20 protein-coding genes are annotated in these 16,596 nt (G+C 66.2%); 9 read left to right on the top strand and 11 right to left on the bottom strand.

Annotation, left to right across the window (positions count from 1 at the left end; genetic code table 11):
- Nucleotides 1-71: 71 nt before the first annotated feature.
- Nucleotides 72-554: a YybH family protein gene (locus ACM2ZB_RS14410; protein WP_416055952.1), complete on the bottom strand. Its 483-nt coding sequence runs from the start codon at nt 552-554 to the stop codon at nt 72-74.
- Nucleotides 555-656: 102 nt separating this feature from the next.
- On the opposite strand from ACM2ZB_RS14410, the gene ACM2ZB_RS14405 reads away from it, so the two are divergent.
- The gene (locus tag ACM2ZB_RS14405; protein ID WP_416055951.1) at nt 657-1,331 is read left to right on the top strand and encodes an Ivy family c-type lysozyme inhibitor; all 675 of its coding nucleotides are present in this window, start codon (nt 657-659) and stop codon (nt 1,329-1,331) included.
- Between the two features lie 37 nt (nt 1,332-1,368).
- Here the strand turns inward: ACM2ZB_RS14405 and ACM2ZB_RS14400 are convergent, their stop codons facing one another.
- The 7 genes from ACM2ZB_RS14400 to ACM2ZB_RS14370 all read right to left on the bottom strand — a co-directional run bounded on the left by ACM2ZB_RS14400 (nt 1,369) and on the right by ACM2ZB_RS14370 (nt 6,158).
- Nucleotides 1,369-1,728 (bottom strand): hypothetical protein, encoded by a 360-nt coding sequence (locus ACM2ZB_RS14400; protein ID WP_416055950.1) that lies wholly within the window; start codon nt 1,726-1,728, stop codon nt 1,369-1,371.
- Nucleotides 1,729-2,181: 453 nt separating this feature from the next.
- Nucleotides 2,182-2,502, bottom strand: a complete 321-nt coding sequence (locus tag ACM2ZB_RS14395; protein WP_416055949.1) for a hypothetical protein — start codon at nt 2,500-2,502, stop codon at nt 2,182-2,184.
- Nucleotides 2,503-2,655: 153 nt separating this feature from the next.
- Entirely contained in the window at nt 2,656-3,351 is a 696-nt protein-coding gene (locus tag ACM2ZB_RS14390; RefSeq protein ID WP_416058557.1) for a hypothetical protein, read from the bottom strand.
- A gap of 117 nt (nt 3,352-3,468) precedes the next feature.
- Nucleotides 3,469-3,735, bottom strand: coding sequence for a hypothetical protein (locus ACM2ZB_RS14385; protein ID WP_313438263.1), 267 nt, complete (start codon nt 3,733-3,735; stop codon nt 3,469-3,471).
- Between the two features lie 258 nt (nt 3,736-3,993).
- Nucleotides 3,994-4,308 (bottom strand): hypothetical protein, encoded by a 315-nt coding sequence (locus ACM2ZB_RS14380; RefSeq protein WP_416055948.1) that lies wholly within the window; start codon nt 4,306-4,308, stop codon nt 3,994-3,996.
- Between the two features lie 78 nt (nt 4,309-4,386).
- Nucleotides 4,387-5,247: a methylenetetrahydrofolate reductase gene (locus ACM2ZB_RS14375; protein WP_416055947.1), complete on the bottom strand. Its 861-nt coding sequence runs from the start codon at nt 5,245-5,247 to the stop codon at nt 4,387-4,389.
- Nucleotides 5,247-6,158 carry a LysR family transcriptional regulator gene (locus tag ACM2ZB_RS14370; RefSeq protein ID WP_416055946.1) on the bottom strand — a complete coding sequence of 304 codons (912 nt, stop codon included), beginning with the start codon at nt 6,156-6,158 and terminating at the stop codon, nt 5,247-5,249. Before ACM2ZB_RS14370 ends, ACM2ZB_RS14375 begins: the two co-directional genes overlap by 1 nt.
- Nucleotides 6,159-6,233: 75 nt before the next feature.
- Here ACM2ZB_RS14370 and msuE point away from each other — a divergent pair, with 75 nt between their 5' ends.
- The 4 genes from msuE (at nt 6,234) to ACM2ZB_RS14350 (ending at nt 10,348) form a co-directional block, all read left to right on the top strand.
- Complete coding sequence (gene msuE, locus ACM2ZB_RS14365; protein WP_416055945.1) at nt 6,234-6,824, top strand: FMN reductase; 591 nt, start codon at nt 6,234-6,236, stop codon at nt 6,822-6,824.
- An 18-nt stretch (nt 6,825-6,842) separates the two neighbouring features.
- A complete protein-coding gene (locus ACM2ZB_RS14360; protein ID WP_416055944.1) occupies nt 6,843-7,820 on the top strand; it encodes a DUF1852 domain-containing protein in 978 nt (325 codons plus the stop codon).
- A gap of 41 nt (nt 7,821-7,861) precedes the next feature.
- Entirely contained in the window at nt 7,862-8,893 is a 1,032-nt protein-coding gene (locus tag ACM2ZB_RS14355; RefSeq protein WP_416055943.1) for a methionine synthase, read from the top strand.
- A gap of 258 nt (nt 8,894-9,151) precedes the next feature.
- Nucleotides 9,152-10,348: an MFS transporter gene (locus tag ACM2ZB_RS14350; protein WP_416055942.1), complete on the top strand. Its 1,197-nt coding sequence runs from the start codon at nt 9,152-9,154 to the stop codon at nt 10,346-10,348.
- Nucleotides 10,349-10,463: 115 nt separating this feature from the next.
- On the opposite strand, the gene ACM2ZB_RS14345 is transcribed toward ACM2ZB_RS14350, so the two are convergent.
- Nucleotides 10,464-11,054 (bottom strand): hypothetical protein, encoded by a 591-nt coding sequence (locus ACM2ZB_RS14345; RefSeq protein ID WP_416055941.1) that lies wholly within the window; start codon nt 11,052-11,054, stop codon nt 10,464-10,466.
- Between the two features lie 43 nt (nt 11,055-11,097).
- Here ACM2ZB_RS14345 and ACM2ZB_RS14340 point away from each other — a divergent pair, with 43 nt between their 5' ends.
- The 4 genes from ACM2ZB_RS14340 to ACM2ZB_RS14325 all read left to right on the top strand — a co-directional run bounded on the left by ACM2ZB_RS14340 (nt 11,098) and on the right by ACM2ZB_RS14325 (nt 13,679).
- Nucleotides 11,098-11,346 (top strand): hypothetical protein, encoded by a 249-nt coding sequence (locus ACM2ZB_RS14340; RefSeq protein WP_416055940.1) that lies wholly within the window; start codon nt 11,098-11,100, stop codon nt 11,344-11,346.
- Nucleotides 11,346-11,918: an Ax21 family protein gene (locus tag ACM2ZB_RS14335; RefSeq protein WP_313438393.1), complete on the top strand. Its 573-nt coding sequence runs from the start codon at nt 11,346-11,348 to the stop codon at nt 11,916-11,918. The genes ACM2ZB_RS14340 and ACM2ZB_RS14335 overlap by 1 nt, the downstream gene beginning before the upstream one ends.
- A 290-nt stretch (nt 11,919-12,208) precedes the next feature.
- Entirely contained in the window at nt 12,209-13,183 is a 975-nt protein-coding gene (locus ACM2ZB_RS14330) for a Dyp-type peroxidase (RefSeq protein WP_416055939.1), read from the top strand.
- A gap of 73 nt (nt 13,184-13,256) precedes the next feature.
- Entirely contained in the window at nt 13,257-13,679 is a 423-nt protein-coding gene (locus tag ACM2ZB_RS14325) for a hypothetical protein (RefSeq protein ID WP_416055938.1), read from the top strand.
- Between the two features lie 155 nt (nt 13,680-13,834).
- On the opposite strand, the gene pnuC is transcribed toward ACM2ZB_RS14325, so the two are convergent.
- Nucleotides 13,835-14,392, bottom strand: coding sequence for a nicotinamide riboside transporter PnuC (gene pnuC, locus ACM2ZB_RS14320; protein ID WP_416058556.1), 558 nt, complete (start codon nt 14,390-14,392; stop codon nt 13,835-13,837).
- A gap of 8 nt (nt 14,393-14,400) precedes the next feature.
- Nucleotides 14,401-16,590 carry a TonB-dependent receptor gene (locus tag ACM2ZB_RS14315; protein ID WP_416055937.1) on the bottom strand — a complete coding sequence of 730 codons (2,190 nt, stop codon included), beginning with the start codon at nt 16,588-16,590 and terminating at the stop codon, nt 14,401-14,403.
- Nucleotides 16,591-16,596: the final 6 nt, after the last annotated feature.

Raw genomic sequence — 16,596 nt, 5'->3', positions numbered from 1 at the left:
GCAGGCGCGCGTTGGCTGCGCGCATCGACCCGATCAGATGGGCACCGCTGGGCCATGCCCGGCCAACGGCATTACTTCGCCCGTGGCGGCGCGCTGGTGTTGTCCATGTCCGAAAAGATCATCCACGGGCCATCACCCACCCGCTTCAACGTGAGCGTGAACTTGCCGGTATCGCCCACGTTGCTGCCGTAGGTGTACGCACCCAGGATGTAGCCGGTGCTGCCGTCCACCGCATGCGCCAACGCCCGCAACCGCAATGGGCTGCTGCCCTGGCCGGCATACGCCGCCTCGATCGCCGCGCGCCCGCGCACCGGTGCATGCTGGCTCTGCAGTACGAATCCATCTTCGGTGAACAACGCCGCCAGCGCCTTCGCATCGCCGCTGCGCCAGGCCTGTTCGTAATCGCGCAGTACCCGGTCCAGGGCCGGGGGCAGGGCATCGTCGGGAAGTGGTGCAGCGGGCGTGGCCTGTGCAGGCGCCTGCGCAGCCGCGGGCCAGGGCGCGGCCACCCACAACGCGCCCAGCAACATCACGGCAAACCTTGAACGATGCATGTGGTCGCGTCCCGGCGTGGATGGCAGTGGCCACCGCCAGCCTAACCGCATGGCGGGATAGAATCACACGCGATTGCAGCACCACCCACGCAAGGACAGGGAATGAAGTCTCGAAGCATTGGCATGTCATGGATGATCGCGCTGCTGGCTGCGTGCTCGCAGGCCCCCGCGCCGCAGGCGGCACCCGAACCGGCAGCCGCGCCGGCCGCACCTGCCGCCGAAGCGGCGGCCACGGCCACGGTGGTGGAACCCGAACCGAATATCGAAGACGGTGTGGACCCTTCGGTGTGGGACAACGAAGGCGAGCCGGAAGAACAAACCCCCGGTGCGGACCTCACCTGCAAGGACAACCCGCTGGCCACCCACTTCTTCACCCTGGTGGGCGGCAACACCGTGGACGACTGCGGCCGCAAGGACGCCAAGGTGCTGGCCGCGTTCAACGCCCTGATGCAGAACACCGCCGCAGCCGAAGCCAGCGACAAGGACATCCCCTCGCTGCGCAAGCGCCTGCTGAGCGGCCCCAGCGGCCCGGGTCAGCTGGTGCCGCTGCAGGGCGAGCCGTGGTGGTTCTACACCGCCTGTCAGGCCCACGATTGCCCGGGCACCGCGCTGGCGATGCTGTACTCGCCCGAGCAGTCGAAGATGGTCGGCCGCCTGACCGCGCGCTGCCGGGTGTGGTGGCTGGGCGAGCCCGCCGCGGAACAGCGTGAGCAGATCGCGCAGTTGCAACCGCTGGATGACGCCGCGTTGACGGAAGACAGCGCGCTCTGCGAGTGATGCAGCAGTCGCGCCGGGCCAACGCCGGCCGCGCGCGCTACTCCTGCGGCCGCATGCGTACGCTGGCCTGCGCATTCAGTGCCAGGCACGCCATCATCAATCCCTCCATCACCCGGTCACCGGGGTAATCCTCGTCGGGCCCGTTCTGGCGGATGCGTTCGCCGGCCAGCAGCATTTCCAGTGCGATGGTCAGGCCGGCCTGCGCGCAATCCGCGTCTGCCAGGGCGATGCGGCGGCCAGCGCGCAGCTGCGGTTCGGGCCAGGGCTGGCCATCTGCGGCGGCGCCGTGGCCAATGTCCTTCAGGGCGCAGATGAAGGCGCTGGCGTCGCCGGTGGCGGGCGGTGCGTCGTGTTCGGTGTTGGCGGGGGTGTGGCCGGAAAACTTCGGTGTGGTCATGGCGTGTGCTCCGTGCAGGACAGTCGGTCGCCGCCACACGAAGGTGGCGGGCGGAGACGTGGCTCGAAAACCGGGAGATTGAGTACAAGACCGGCAGGCACAAGGCCTCCACGCTCCGCCCGCCATAGCCGGCAGACGGATTGCCGGCCGGCGCCACGCGCAGTGACGCCGGCCGGCAAGCGTAAACAACTCACTCAATCTACGGGTTTTCGATGCCCGGCCACCCGTTTTCGGTGGCACGTCATCTGTACTCGCTTGGCTGGGCAGTGCCCATCAGACAAGTTGCAAACCGCATTCGATGTAAGACGCTTTCAGCATTCTTGCATGCTGTTAAGCCGCCTCAGAGGCATACGCCGCAAGGCGCGCCGCCGTTCGGGCAATATGCGACATGTGTCGAAGTTGTAGGTGCAGCACAGCAGGTCGTTGCGCGCCGATGGCGACAGACGCCGATCCTCAGCGCGTATCCGGTCTGCAGGCAATGCCGAACGCATAGGCTTCGATGGGAAATTCCTCGCCCGGCGTGTAGAAGAGCACGCCGCCCTTGTCCCTGAATCCCTGCAGCAGGTCGAGCGCCAGCGACATTGCCAGGCACAGCGCATGCAGCGAACTGCCGCCGTGTGCATCGTGCAGCGTGTTGAACAGCGGGTATACCGCCACCGGGCAGCCCCACTCCTGCGGGCTGTCGCCGACCGGGTAGGGCGTGCCGATCTCGATGCGGATCTCGAAGGCGTCCTCGCCAGGGCGTTGGCCCCAGATCACCTCAGTTGCGGTCACTGCGTCCATCCACCATGCGTCCCATCCCTGCGGGTGGGGCAGGTATCGGTCATGGCGGCTGCCGCGTCAAGGCGCGCGGTGCGCGCGCCGAGGCTGTGGCGGGCCGGCGGCCCTGCCACGGTGCCTGCGGTGTTCAAGCGCGCGTGCGGCCGGTCACTTGCCGGCAGAACGCGTGCCCTCGTCACCCTTGATGTGCGCCCCGGCGCGGCTCTGCGCGAATGCGGGGAAGGTCTCTTCCAGCGAGTCCTTGTCCGGCAGCACGTAGAACACGCCGCCCTTCTCGAACGTGGACTGGACCACCTGCTCGTAGAAGCTGGGGCTGACATTGATGCAGCCGTGGGTGACGCGGTTGTCATCCGGCGTCGGCGTTGCCAGGCGCTGCGCGCGCTTTTCCTTCGGGGTACCCGGCGGCAGCGGGTGCATGGACACTGCGGAATCGTAATCCACCCACAGCACGCGGCCGGCGTCGTCGGACGGGCCATAGCCACCAATGAAGCGGCCGGCCGGGGTCGTGCGGTCGTGGCCGGGAATCGCGCTGAGCGCGAGCTTGGCCACGTTTGGCGCGGAGTGGTCGCCCTTGGCCGATCCAAACAACGCTGGCGCTGCACCGCGCAGCTTGCCGTCACTGCCGAAGATCAGGACCTGCGCTGCGGCCTTGTCCATGATCGCGAACGGATAGCCTTCGCTGTCCTTGCTGGCCACCACCCAACCGGCCAGTTCAATCACCGTGTCGGACACTTCCTGGCCCTGCGGAAGTTCATCGAGGGCGGTGGTGGGTTGCGTAGCGGCATCCTTGGCGCCCTTGGCGCTGGCCACGCCGGTACCTGCCAGTGCCAGCGCAAGGGTCAGCGCGGCGCAGGCGGTGCGGATTGCGGGGGATGTGTACGTACGGATGGCGCGGTACCTCTGGTCAAGGCGGTAACGAGGGAGCCAGTGGCGGTAAGGCCACTGGCTCCCCGTGCAGCGTTAGCCGCGCGGCGTGCGGCGGGGAGCGGTTTCGAGCCTCTGCACGCGACCTTCGATCTGGTCCAGGCGCTGGTTGGCCTGCTGTGCGGACTGGTTGGCGGACTCGGCGCTCTGCGCCGCGCCCTGTACCTTCACGTCAAGCGCGTCGAGGCGCGAGTTGACCTTCGCGAAGTCTTCTTTGTAGCTGGCGCAGGCGCCAAGGCTGAGGGCCAGGATTGCCACGCCAAGCGGACGTGCCATCTTCAGGTGCTGCATGGAAAGGGTCATTGCACTCCCTCCTTCGTCTGGGGAGTCCGGAATATAGCGGCGTTTTGGTCGAAGCTACGTCACGGCTTTCAGCTGGAATTCGCCTACGTGGAGAGAACGTGAAAAAGCTGCAATCAGGGCGAATTCAGCTTCATTTATTCGCATTGCGCGAAGCCTGAAAGCAGCTGAACAGCCATCACGCAGCCGTAAGATCCTTCCTGTTGTGCTTGCCAGACGAGCGTCTTCTGTTCGCCAATGGATGGCTGGGCCTGCCGCCAATCAAGCGCCGTGCCGATAGCTGTGTTCGACAATTTCGCTGGCCACGTCGTCTTCTTCCAGACTGAATTCCATGTAGCCGTCGTGCTCGCTGAAGACGGCCACGCCCCTGTTGGCGTCGATGACGCAGAACGAAAGGGGAATGGAGATCGTGAAGCCCGTGGGCCTTCGCAGTTCGACCCGCGTGTCGACCGAAAAGTCATAGGCGGACAACCCATTGTCGACCAGGGTCTCTACCGGCCGCCCCAGCTTCTGCGAAAGCTCGTTGGCCCAATCACGGACAACGCCGAGCGGCTCGCGCGGTGGCTTCATCTGCATGCAAGTACCTTCCCTGTGCTTCGATCAAGGCACGTATCGTAGCCGTGCGCGTTTTCCTTGCGCAGGGCGGGCTGCGAATCAAGCGCCTGTGCGCGCGCGATATTGCTCCACCCAGGCCATGGACGGCGCGATGCCGCCGAACGGAAACAGGTGCGGGCTGACCGGGCCATGCGACTCGGTCAGTCCTTCCACCAGCCGATCCACGAATACATCCGGCCCGGCCGTGCCCAGCAGCCGGCCGATCGAAATGCCGTAGCGGGCCAGCATCGACGCGCTGGCGCCCACGCCGCACATGGCCGCGTAGCGCACCAGGCGCGCGATGCTGGCCGGCCCGGGAACGCCCACCAGTACCGGGTGGGTGATGCCATTGCCGCGCAGCGTGTCCAGCCAGGCCAGCACGATGTCGGCGTCGAAGGCGAACTGGGTGATGATCACCGGCGCCATGCCGCGTGCTTCAATGCTGCGGCACTTGCGCTCCAGCACCTGCCAGCGCTCGGCAGCGTTCATCGCAGGATGGCCTTCCGGATGCCCGCCCACCGCGACTACCTTGATGCCGGCGCGCTCCAGCATGCCGGTGTCGAGGATGGCCGCACTGTCGGCGAACGGCCCGGCAGGCGTGGGCGGATCCCCTGCGATCAGCAGGCACTGCGCCACGCCGGCTTCCGTGACCGCACGATCGATGAAGCGCTGCAATGCCGCCTGCGAGCCGATGCGCCGCGCGGAAACATGCGGCATCGGCTCGAAGCCCAGCTCGCGCACCGTGCGTGCTGCAGCCAGCCGCGCGTCGTCATCCTCGCTGGGCAGGTAGGGAATGGAAATGGTGGTACCGCGCGCGATGCGTGCCGCTTCCGCGCGCAGCGCGGGCATGGCCTTGGCGCTGACTTCCAGCGAGCAGGTGGTGATGAAATCACGCGCCACCCCAGCGTTGCCTGCGGACATCAGCCCGCCCCGCGCACGCTGCTGGCGATCGAGCTGGCACGCGCCAGTTCGACGAAGGCCTGAAGGTAATCGATGCCGGTATCGGCTTCGCGCGCACCCAGGTAGATCTGCTTGGGAATGCCCTTGGCACCAAGGCGCACCGGCACCACGTCCATCCGCGCGGCGTACTCTTCCACCAGCCAGCGCGGCATGGCCGCCACGCCGCGGCCGCTGGCCACCATCTGCATCATGATGTCGGTGGTTTCGATGGCCTTGTGGCGGCGCGGGGTGACCCCGGCCGGCAGCAGGAACTGGTTGTAGATGTCCAGCCGCTCGAACGGCACCGGGTAGCTGATCAGCACTTCCTGGGTCAGCTGGCGTGGCTTCACATGATCCACCTTGGCCAGCGGGTGGTTGCTGGCCACCACCAGCACCTGTTCGTAGTCGAACACCGGCACGAACTTCAGGCCCGGCTTCAGCAGCGGATCGGGCGTGACCAGCAGGTCGATCTCATAGCCGAACAGGGCACCGATGCCGCCGAACTGGAATTTCTGCTTCACGTCCACATCCACGTCGGGCCAGGCGGCCAGGTAGGGCGAGACGATCTTCAGCAGCCACTGGTAGCACGGGTGGCATTCCATGCCGATGCGCAGCGACCCGCGCTCGCCCTGGGCGAACTGGCCCAACCGTTCCTCGGCCAGGTCCAGCTGCGGCAGCACGCGGTTGGCCACGGCCAGCAGGTACTGGCCGGCCTGGGTCAGGCGCAGGCTGCGGCCCTCGCGCAGCCAGACATCCGTGCCCAGCTGCTGTTCCAGCTTCTTCATGCTGTGGCTCAGGGCCGACTGGGTCAGGTTCAGCACGCCGGCGGCGGCGGTCAGCGAGCCCTGCTGCTCGACATGCTGGACGATGCTCAGGTGGATGCGTTCCAGCATGTCGATGAATCCCGCTCATGGATGTGTGAAGTAAAACCATTTTACGTCATGGAAGGCCCTGACTAGGATCGGGTCATGCTTTCTCCCCACCGCCCCCTCCGTATCGTCGCCGTCTCCGGCGGCCTGCAGCGCCCCTCACGGGCCGCCACCCTGTGCGAGCACCTGCTGGAGCTGGTTGGCGAACACGTGCCCTGCCAGCCGCATCTGGTCGAACTGGGCCAGCTGGCCCCGCAGCTGGCCGGTGCGCTGTGGCGTTCGCAGCTGCCGGCCGCCGCCGAACAGGCCCTGGCCGCCGTCGAGCAGGCCGATGTGCTGGTCGTTGCCACCCCGGTCTACCGCGGCTCCTATACCGGCCTGTTCAAGCACTTCTTCGACTTCATCCACCAGGACGCCCTGGTCGACACGCCCATCCTGCTGGCCGCCACCGGCGGCAGCGAGCGCCATGCGCTGATGATCGACCACCAGCTGCGGCCGCTTTTCAGCTTCTTCCAGGCCCGCACCCTGCCGCTGGGCGTGTACGCCACCGACAAGGATTTCGCCGACGGCCGCGTGCACGACGAGGCCCTGCTGCAGCGGGCGCACCTGGCCGTGCAGCGGGCACTGCCGCTGCTGGCACTGTCCCAGCGCACCGCGCCGCTCGCGGCCGAAACCGCCGACGCTCTTTAAGCAACCGGAACACCGCCCATGACCGCCGACAATTTCACCTTCCAGATCACGCGCATCCCGTTCAACGAGGATTACCAGCCCGCTGACGGCACGCGCATCACCACCAACTTCGCCAACCTGGCCCGTGGTGAATCGCGCAGGGAAAACCTGCGCAATACGATCAGCATGATCAACAACCGCTTCAACGACCTGGCGCACTGGGACAACCCCAGCGCCGATCGCTATGCGGTGGAACTGGACATCATCTCGGTGGAGATGCACATCGATGGCCGCGACGGCCGCGATCCGTTCCCGCTGATCGAGGTGCTGCGGCCCACCATTGTCGATACGCACACCGGTGCGCGCACCGACGGCATCGTCGGCAACAATTTCTCCTCCTATGTGCGCGACTACGATTTCAGTGTCGTGCTGCCGGCCAGCAACGAGGGCAAGGCCACCTTCGGCATTCCCGAAGGCTTTGGTGATCTGCACGGCAAGCTGTTCAAGCACTTCCTGGAATCGGATGCCTACCACGCCAACTTCAACAAGGCGCCGGTGATCTGCATCAGCGTGTCCAGCAGCAAGACCTACCACCGCACCGAGAACCACCACCCCATCCTGGGCGTGGAATACCGCCAGGGCGAGTTCTCGCCCACCGACCAGTACTTCGACAAGATGGGCCTGCAGGCGCGCTACTTCATGCCGCCGGGCAGCGTCGCGCCGCTGGCGTTCTACTTCCAGGGCGACCTGCTGGGCGACTATTCGAATCTGGAACTGATCGGCACCATCAGCACCATGGAAGCGTTCCAGAAGATCTACCGCCCGGAGATCTACAACGCCAATTCCGTGGCCGGCAAGGTCTACCAGCCCAGCCTGAAGCACCAGGACTATTCGTCCACCCGCATCGTCTACGACCGCGAAGAGCGCAGCCAGCTGGCGGTCAAGCAGGGCCGGTTCACCGAAGAACACTTCATCAAGCCCTACCGCAGCGTGCTTGAGCAGTGGGCCGCCCGCTGATCCATCGCTTTCCCTCCCCAGGACACAAGACCCCGATCACGATGAAGAAACTACTACTGCCCACGTCCACCGCCGGTAGCCTGCCCAAGCCTTCGTGGCTGGCACAGCCTGAAAAGCTCTGGTCGCCCTGGAAACTGCAGGACGAGGAACTGGCCGAAGGCAAGCAGGATGCGTTGCGCCTGTCCCTGCAGGAACAGCAGCACGCCGGCATCGACATCGTCAGCGATGGCGAACAGACGCGGCAGCATTTCGTCACCACCTTCATCGAGCACTTGAGCGGGGTCGATTTCGAGAAGCGCGAGACCGTCCGCATCCGCAACCGCTACGACGCCAGCGTGCCCACCGTGGTGGGCGCGGTCAGCCGCCCGAAGCCGGTGTTCGTGGAAGACGCGAAGTTCCTGCGCGGGCAGACCGCGCAGCCGATCAAGTGGGCGCTGCCGGGCCCGATGACCATGATCGACACGCTGTATGACGCGCACTACAAGAGCCGCGAAAAGCTGGCCTGGGAATTCGCGAAGATCCTCAACGAGGAGGCGAAGGAACTGGAAGCGGCCGGCGTGGACATCATCCAGTTCGACGAACCGGCCTTCAATGTGTTCTTCGATGAAGTGAACGACTGGGGCGTGGCGGCGCTGGAGCGTGCGGTGGAAGGCCTGAAGTGCGAAACGGCGGTGCACATCTGCTACGGATACGGTATCAAGGCCAACACCGACTGGAAGCAGACGCTGGGGTCGGAATGGCGCCAGTACGAGGAATCCTTCCCGAAGCTGCAGGCCTCCAGCCTCGACATCATTTCGCTGGAATGCCACAACTCGCACGTGCCCATCGACCTGATCGAACTGGTGCGCGGCAAGAAGGTGATGGTGGGTGCCATCGACGTGGCCTCCAACACGGTCGAGACGCCGGAGGAGGTGGCCAACACACTGCGCAATGCCCTGCAGTTCGTGGATGCCGACAAGCTGTACCCGAGCACCAACTGCGGCATGGCGCCGCTGCCGCGCGAGGTGGCCCGTGGCAAGCTGCGCGCGCTCAGTGCCGGTGCCCGGATCATCCGTGATGAACTGACGGCCTGACGCCAGGTGGATGGAGCCCGCCGGCGGCCTGGTCCGTTCAGGCCCGGCGGGCACATTTGGTATCATTACGTTGATGGCCTGCTGCCGGGTGCCGATCGTGCGCCGGCGTACGCTGCCTTTCCGGTCGAATGCGCTGCTGCACAGCCCTTCGCACCGAGACACTGCCCGGCCAGGCGCCGCCTGCCGCATGGGCTCCGTATTGATCCAAGTGTACTGATCCAAGAAGGAAGGCCGGCCGCATCCCTGCGGCCGTAAGACATGAAATCACCTGCAACTTCGCGTCCCGGGCTGATCCCGGTGCTGGCCCTCCTGCTGGTCGGCCTGAACCTGCGCCCGGTGCTGGCCGTGGTCAGCCTGCTGACCGATTCCATCCGCGCCAGCAATGGCATGAGCTTCGAGCAGATCGGCTGGCTTACCAGCCTGCCGATGATGGCCATGGGCCTGATCGCGATGGCCGGCGGCCTGGTCTATCGCCTGGGCTACCGGCGGGGCGTGGCCATCGGCCTGGCGCTCACTGCGGCCTCGGCGCTGGCCAAGCTGGCCTCGCATGAACCGCTGTGGCTGATGGGCTCCAGCGTGGCCGCAGGCTTGGGCATCGGCATCGTGCAGTCGCTCATTCCCGGCTACATCAAGACCCGCTTCCCGCACCGCGTCGACCTGTTGATGGGCCTGTACGTGAGCATGATCATGGGCGGCGCCGCACTTGCGGCGGCCAGCGCATCGGCGCTGCTGCACTGGCTGGACTGGCAGGGCACGATGGCCTTCTGGGCGGTGCTGGCCATGGCCGGCATCGCGCTGTGGCTGCCCAACAGCGGGCATGCCGACGCACCGGCCGCCAGCGCGTCTGCCACCGCCGGCAGGCCCGCCGCTTTCCGGCCCTGGCAGCATGGACGCACCTGGTTGCTGGTTGCGCTGTTCTGCGTGTCCAGCAGCTGCTACACGCTGTGCCTGGCGTGGATCGCGCCGTACATGATGGAGGCGGGCGTACGCGCGAACGAGGCCGGCTTCATGCTGGCGGCGCTGAGCCTGTCCGAGGTGGCCGGTGGCTTCCTCGTGTCCTGGCTGGCCCCGCGCTTCGGCGACCGCCGCGGGATGCTGGCGCTGTTCCTGGCCGCCACCGCGCTGACCTATGTGCTGATCGGCGTGGCCCCGATGTATGCGCCGTGGCTGATGATGTGCCTGCTGGGCCTGTCGATCGGTGGCCTGTTCCCGATGACCCTGATACTGGTGATGGACCACTGCAGCCAGCCGGCCAAGGCAGGCATCCTGGTGTCCTTCGTGCAGGGCGTGGGCTATCTGGTAGGCGGCGTGCTGCCCTTCGTGGCCGGTTCGATCCGCGACACCGTGGGTGACCTCAGTGTCGCGTGGGTGGCGATGGCCTGCGTGACCGGTGCGGCACTGGTGCTCGCGGCACGGGCAAGCCCGGCCAGCGCGGAGCGCTTTGACGCGCGCTGAGTGAGCGTGGGTAAGGGGCGAGTCATGCCCGGATCGGGTTGAAGCATGGGCATGTGCCTGCAGGCGGCGGTCGCCGTCTGCAGGATCGGCGCGATCTGCTCGCAGCACGCAGCGTTCAGTCCGCGAAGGTCACCGTTTCCATGATTTTCCGAATGCCAGTTTCCGCGGCCGCGCGGTTCGCATCCAACGTCCAGGTGGACGCATAGCAGTTCCACTGCGCGCCGCACCGTTTGGCGGCCAGCACGTGCAGGCGCCGGGAATAGGGCGCATCGTCCTCAAAAACGTTGTGCCGGAACTGGGTGGAATGGGCTTTCACCTCTGGCGACAGCTGATAGGCCGTGTAGCTGGGTGGTCCATAGTTTTCGCTGTCGCCCACTTCCTCTGAGTACAAGTGCGCGGCCCATTCCGGCAATGTCAGGACGTGGCTCGCAGGGACGAGATGGACAGTGACCTCCAGGGTCAACACTTCGAAGCGGGTCTTGTTGGCTTCGATGAAAACACGCCGCTCATTGGCTCCATCACTGGGATGGTCCTCCACGACGTTCCAGTTGCCGGGCACCTGCATCTTCAACCCGTCCTTCGTGTAAGTGGTGGTGGAAGCAACGTCTGGCGCGGCCGCTGGCTCGGCGACGAAGTCCCGCGAAACAGCCATGACAGGGAGAAGGCACGCGACGCAGACGAGGCTTTGCAGCAGGAAGGGTTTCACGCGCAATCACAGGTAGAAGGTGGCCGCGAATGGTAGAGAGCGCATGACCGAACCGCTATGGGAAAAGTTGCAGATCTTCTCCGGCGCCCTCGCCTACGTTGCGCGCCCGCACAGCACGGCCCATCCAACGGAGTTCCCTGAACAGCAACTTCATTCATGTACTGGTCAGTTCAATATTCAGGGGCGATTTCATCAACAAACGGATAATTCACACCTGTCGACCACCCCTTCTCTCTCCCCCTCCCGGGGGGCGGCCGACGAAACCAAAATAATTAAAGGTGTGTCCCGATGATCAAGAATTCGCTGCTCGCCCTGGGTCTGCTGGCTGCCCTGCCGTTCGCTGCATCGGCTGCCGATGGCCTGTCGTACAACTACGTTGAAGGCGGTTACGTGAACACCGATGCCAAGGGCGGCGACGCCGATGGCTGGGGCGTGAAGGGCTCGGTTGCCGTGCACCCGAACTTCTCGGTCTTCGGTGATTACAGCAAGCAGGAAACCGACACCTTCAAGAACGATGTCGCCCAGTGGCGCATCGGTGCTGGCTACAACTACGGCATCGCACCGAACACCGATCTGGTGGCTCGTGTTGCGTACCAGAAGTTCGACCTGAAGCATGGCCTGGACTTCAACGGCTATTCCACCGAAGTGGGCGTGCGCACCGCGTTCAACCCGTACCTGGAAGGCTATGCGCTGGCCGGTTACGAGGATTACAGCAAGAAGCACGGCATCAACCCGGACGGCGAGTTCTACGGCCGCGTCGGCGCCACCGCCAAGTTCACCCCGAACTGGGGCCTGAGCGGCGAAGTGAAGCTGGCTAAGGCCGGCGACCGCGAGTGGTTCGTGGGCCCGCGCTTCACCTGGTAACAAGCAGTACTGCAGTAGAAAAGCGTTACCGGCGTGTGCTCTCTCTCTCCCGCACGCCACCCGAAGCCCGGCCTCGCGCCGGGCTTCTTTTTTTTGCCTGGACTGGCCTCGCTGCCCGGCCGTAGATCCATGCCAACGCTTCAAATAGAGCCATGCCATGCATGGCTGAGCAGATCATCCACGCATGGCGTGGCTCTACTGCAGCTCCACCACCAGCAGGGGTGGTTCCGCTAGAATCGCCCGCACTTCGCCGCGCGCGATGCGCCCGCCCCACGCCAGCAGGATGTACCGTGAATTCCCAGCCCGCACCGATTACCGCCCTCAACCACACGCTCGACAACGAGCCGCAGCAGATCACTGCGCCGCTGACCCACTCGGCCGCGTTCCTGGTGCTGAAGGTGAAGGACGATGGGGACGCCATCGCCAAGGTGCGCGAGGTGCTGGGCAGCACCGATGACCTGATCAAGAACACTGCCATCCGCGATATCGAGCGCACCTTCACCTGCAACGTGGCCATCGGCCACCGCGTGTGGGAAGCGGTGGTGGGCGGCACGCCGCCGCGCGAGCTGAAGCCGTTCCGCGAGATCAAGGGCGCCACCCATACCGCGGTGTCGACCCCGGGCGACCTGCTGTACCACGTGCGTGCGCGCACCATGGATCTGATCGTGGCCTTCGAGCGCAATCTGCTGATGGCCTTCGGCGATGCGGTGGAAACGGTGGATGACGTGGCCGGTTTCCGTTACTTCGATGGCCGCGACCTGCTGGACTTCGTCGACGGCACGGCCAACCCGGAAGGGCTGTCGCTGCCGGAAGCCACCATCGTCGGCGACGAAGACCCCGATCACGCCGGTGGCAGCTACGTGGTGGTGCAGAAGTACCTGCACAACCTGGAGGCCTGGCGTGCACAGAAGACCGAGGCGCAGGAAGCGATCATCGGCCGCACCAAGCACGACAACATCGAGCTGGACGATGCGCCGGCCGATGCACAGAAATCGCACAAGACGCTGTGCACCATCGAGGATGCCGACGGCGAGCATGAGATCCTGCGCGACAACATGCCCTTCGCCAACCCGGGCCGCGGCGAGTACGGCACCTACTTCATCGGCTATACGCGCCGCCTGTGGGTGATCGAGCAGATGCTCGAGCGCATGTTCATCGGCAACCCCGCGCCGCTGCACGACCGCATCCTGGATTTCTCCACCGCCACCACCGGCGTGACCTTCTTCGCCCCGTCGCGCAAGGTGCTGGCCGACCTGGCCGAGTAACGCACCGGCGCCGCCATCTGTCTGTCATCTGCCGCGCCGACCATGCTGGGCTGGATGGAATGGCGAGGCAGGCATGGCTTCTTCAGGCAAACGACCGGGAATGCGCCGCTGGTGGCGGCCGCTGGCATCACTGCTGGGGCTGCTGGCGCTGGGCAGCGGCCCAGTGGCGGCACAGGAAGCGCCGGCACACTGGATGGCCTATGCGGCGTCGGTGGGTGGGCAGTTGCAGCAGCGCCTGCAGCAGCCCGAGGATCCCCATGTGCAGCGCGTGCTGGCATGGATGCAGGCGCAGCCGGCGACGCCCGCGCCTGCGCCGCTGGTGGTCAGCGTGTGGATCGCGGCGGACGGCCGCATCTCGAAGCTGGAGTTCGACAGCCTGGGCGATGCCGGGGTCGATGCGGACCTGCGCGCCACCCTGCAGGCCGCGCCGCTGACCGAAGCCCCCCCGGCCGACATGCGCCAACCGCTGCGGCTGGGCCTGGCCCTCACCCAGTAGATCCACGCCACGCGTGGATGCACAGTGCGAAATAGATCCACGCCATGCGTGGATGCACCGTGTCCAGTAGATCCACGCCACGCGTGGATGACCGTGTCCAGTAGATCCACGCCATGCGTGGATGAAGCGCGCAAGGCACTCGAGCGAGCTCGACGCTACCGCTGCTCGCGCGCGGCAGCGCTCCACGCACGCAGGCCGAACACCGCCAGGCCCAGGAAGAACACGTACAGTGCCGCCGTAACGTGCAGCGACTTGAACAGGTACGCGCCCACGTAGACCACGTCCACTGCGATCCACACCCACCAGCACGCCACGTGGCGGCGTGCCTGCCACCACTGGCCGACCAGGCTCAGCGCGGTCAGCATCGCATCCAGCCACGGCAGCGCCGCATCGGTGAAGCTGTGCATGGCCGTGCCGAGCGCCACGCCGCCACACAGGCCGATGGCCAGGTCGCTCAGCAGCTTGCCGCGCGCCAGCGGCACGATGCGGATGCTGCCTTCGTCGGCCGCGTGCTGGCGCCAGTTGATCCAGCCGTAGACCAGGAAACCACCGAAGGCGACCTGCAGCAGCGTGTCCGAATACAGCTTGGCCTCGGCGAACACCAGTCCGTACAGCGTGACCGACAGCAGGCCCACCGGCCACGCCGCCAGCCGGCGCCGGGCCATCAGCCAGACGCCGAGCACGCTGCACAGTGCAGCGGTCCACTCGAGCAGGACGCCGCTCACAGCGCGAACGTCACCGACAGGCGTGCCTGCCGCGGCGCGCCGGGGAACAGGTAGTAGTCACCGCCGCTGCTGCCGGTATCGCGCCAGTAGAAGCGGTTGAACACGTTGTCCACAGACAGGTTCCAAGTCACCGCACGTTCGTGCAAACGGTGCTGGAAACGCAGGCCGGCATCGAACACCGAGTAGTCCGGTGCGCGCACGCTGCCATCGGCGCGGGCCACGTTGGACGAGGCATAACGCCAGCCGCCGGTCACCTCCAGGCCCTGCACGAACGGCAGCGCGTACGCCAGGTGCACGCTGGCGCGTACCTTGGGCACGTTCACCAGTTGGTGGCCTTCATAGGCGGGCGTGCCGGCATCGCGTGCGCGCGCCTGCAGCACGCTGGCGCTGGCGACGATCTGCAGCGCGTCGGTCAGCTGGCCGTTGGCGGTCAGCTCCAGGCCGGTATGGGTCTGCGTGCCCTGCTGCACGAAGGTGTAGCCGGCCTCGCTGTCGTCAGGCTGGGCGTACTGGTAGGGCTGGGAGATGCGGAACAGCGCCGCGCCCACGGTCAGCGCCTGCACCGGTGCGTACTTCACGCCCACTTCCAGCTGGCGCGACTGCACCGCCGGCAGGAATTCATCGGCATTGGCGGTCCAGAACGGCGCCTCCTGGCCCAGCGAAATGCCGCGCACGTAGCTGCCGTAGACGTTCAGCTGGTCGTTGGCCTTCCACACCAGCGCGGTCTGCGGCAGGAAGCGCGACAGGCGGCTCTGCCGCTGCGGGGCGCCGCGCTTGTCGTAGGCGCGCTCATCCAGGTGCACGAAGCGGCCACCGGCCAGCCACTGCCAGTCATCGTTGAAGCGGATGCGGTCCAGCGCGAACACCGCGGTCTGGCGGCTGTCCAGGCGCCGTGCGGACGGCCCCGCCTGCAGCGGCGAGGGTTCGTACAGCGGCACCTGTGCATCGTGGATGTTGGCGCTGCCCACGTACTCGTTCACGCTGGGGCGACGGTCCACGGTGCGGCGGAAGTAGTCGGCGCCCACGGTCAGCTCGTGGCCGATGCTGCCGGTGTCGAAGCGGCCCCGCAGTTCGGCGCGCGCCTGCTGGTTGCGGCGGGTGTCGTCCGGGCTGCGGTAGTCGTAGATGTCGTAGTCGCCATTGGGCGCGAAATAGTTGCCCGGCGTGCTGCCATCGGCGCATTGCGCGGTGTAGTAGCAGCCATAGGCGAAGGCCGCGTTGTCATCGATGACCGAACGGCTGTAGCCCACCGATACGCGCGACTGCCACCGTTCGTTGAAATCGTAGGTGTGCAGGGCGGTGATGTTGGTGCTGGCGATATCCACCGGGCGCTGCCACGGCTGGTAGCCCAGCAGGTGCTTGCGGTCGACGCCGCGCGGCAGTTCGCGGGCGCCCAGCAGCTGGTAGCCGGACACCGAGCGCTGCGAACTGGTCTGGTAGTTGGCATCCACTTCCAGCTTGCCGCGTTCGCCGATCAGCCAGTCGGCGGCCAGCGAATAGAAGTTGCGGCGGCCTTCTGCGTGTTCGACGTAGGAATCGCTGGCATCCCAGGCAGCATTGAGGCGCACGCCAAACCGCGGGGTGATCCAGTGGCCGACATCGGCAGCCACATAGCGCGAGCCCTCCGAATCGGTGCCCAGGGTGACGTTGCGCACTTCGGCCGGGCGCTTGCCCACGTAGTTGATGATGCCGCCTGGCGCGATCACGCCCGCCGCCAGGCCGGCTTCACCCTTGAGTATCTGCACCTCCTGCACGTTCTCCAGCGCCAGGCGCTGTTCGCCGGCAATGGCCAGGCCATTGAAGCGGTAGCCGGTGGCGGCATCCAGCGCGAAGCCGCGGATGGCGATGTTCTGGTAGTAGCCCACCGGCGCGTAGGCATCGCCCAGCGAGGCATCGTTGCTGGCCAGCTCGGACAGTGAACGCACCTGGCGGCGATCCAGATAATCACGGCCGAGCACGTTCACCGAGGCCGGCGTCTCCTTCCAGCTGCCGCTGCCGAAGGCATTGGCGCGCGAGGTATCGGTGGCCGGCCTGCCGGCCTGCACGCGCACGGCGGCCAGTTCGGTGGGCGAGCGCTCGGCGCCATCAGCGGCCACATCGGGGGATGCCTCCGCTTCGCTGGCATGCAGTGGCAGGGCGGCGCAGAGGGCAAGGGCGAGCAGGGTGGGGCGCAGGCAGCGATTCATTCGATT

Origin of the sequence: Stenotrophomonas maltophilia, assembly GCF_047782825.1 — a bacterium.
Classification (GTDB): Bacteria; Pseudomonadota; Gammaproteobacteria; order Xanthomonadales; family Xanthomonadaceae; genus Stenotrophomonas.
The sequence above is the reverse complement of the archived record's forward strand: the minus strand, read 5'-3'. Positions and strand labels throughout refer to the sequence as shown.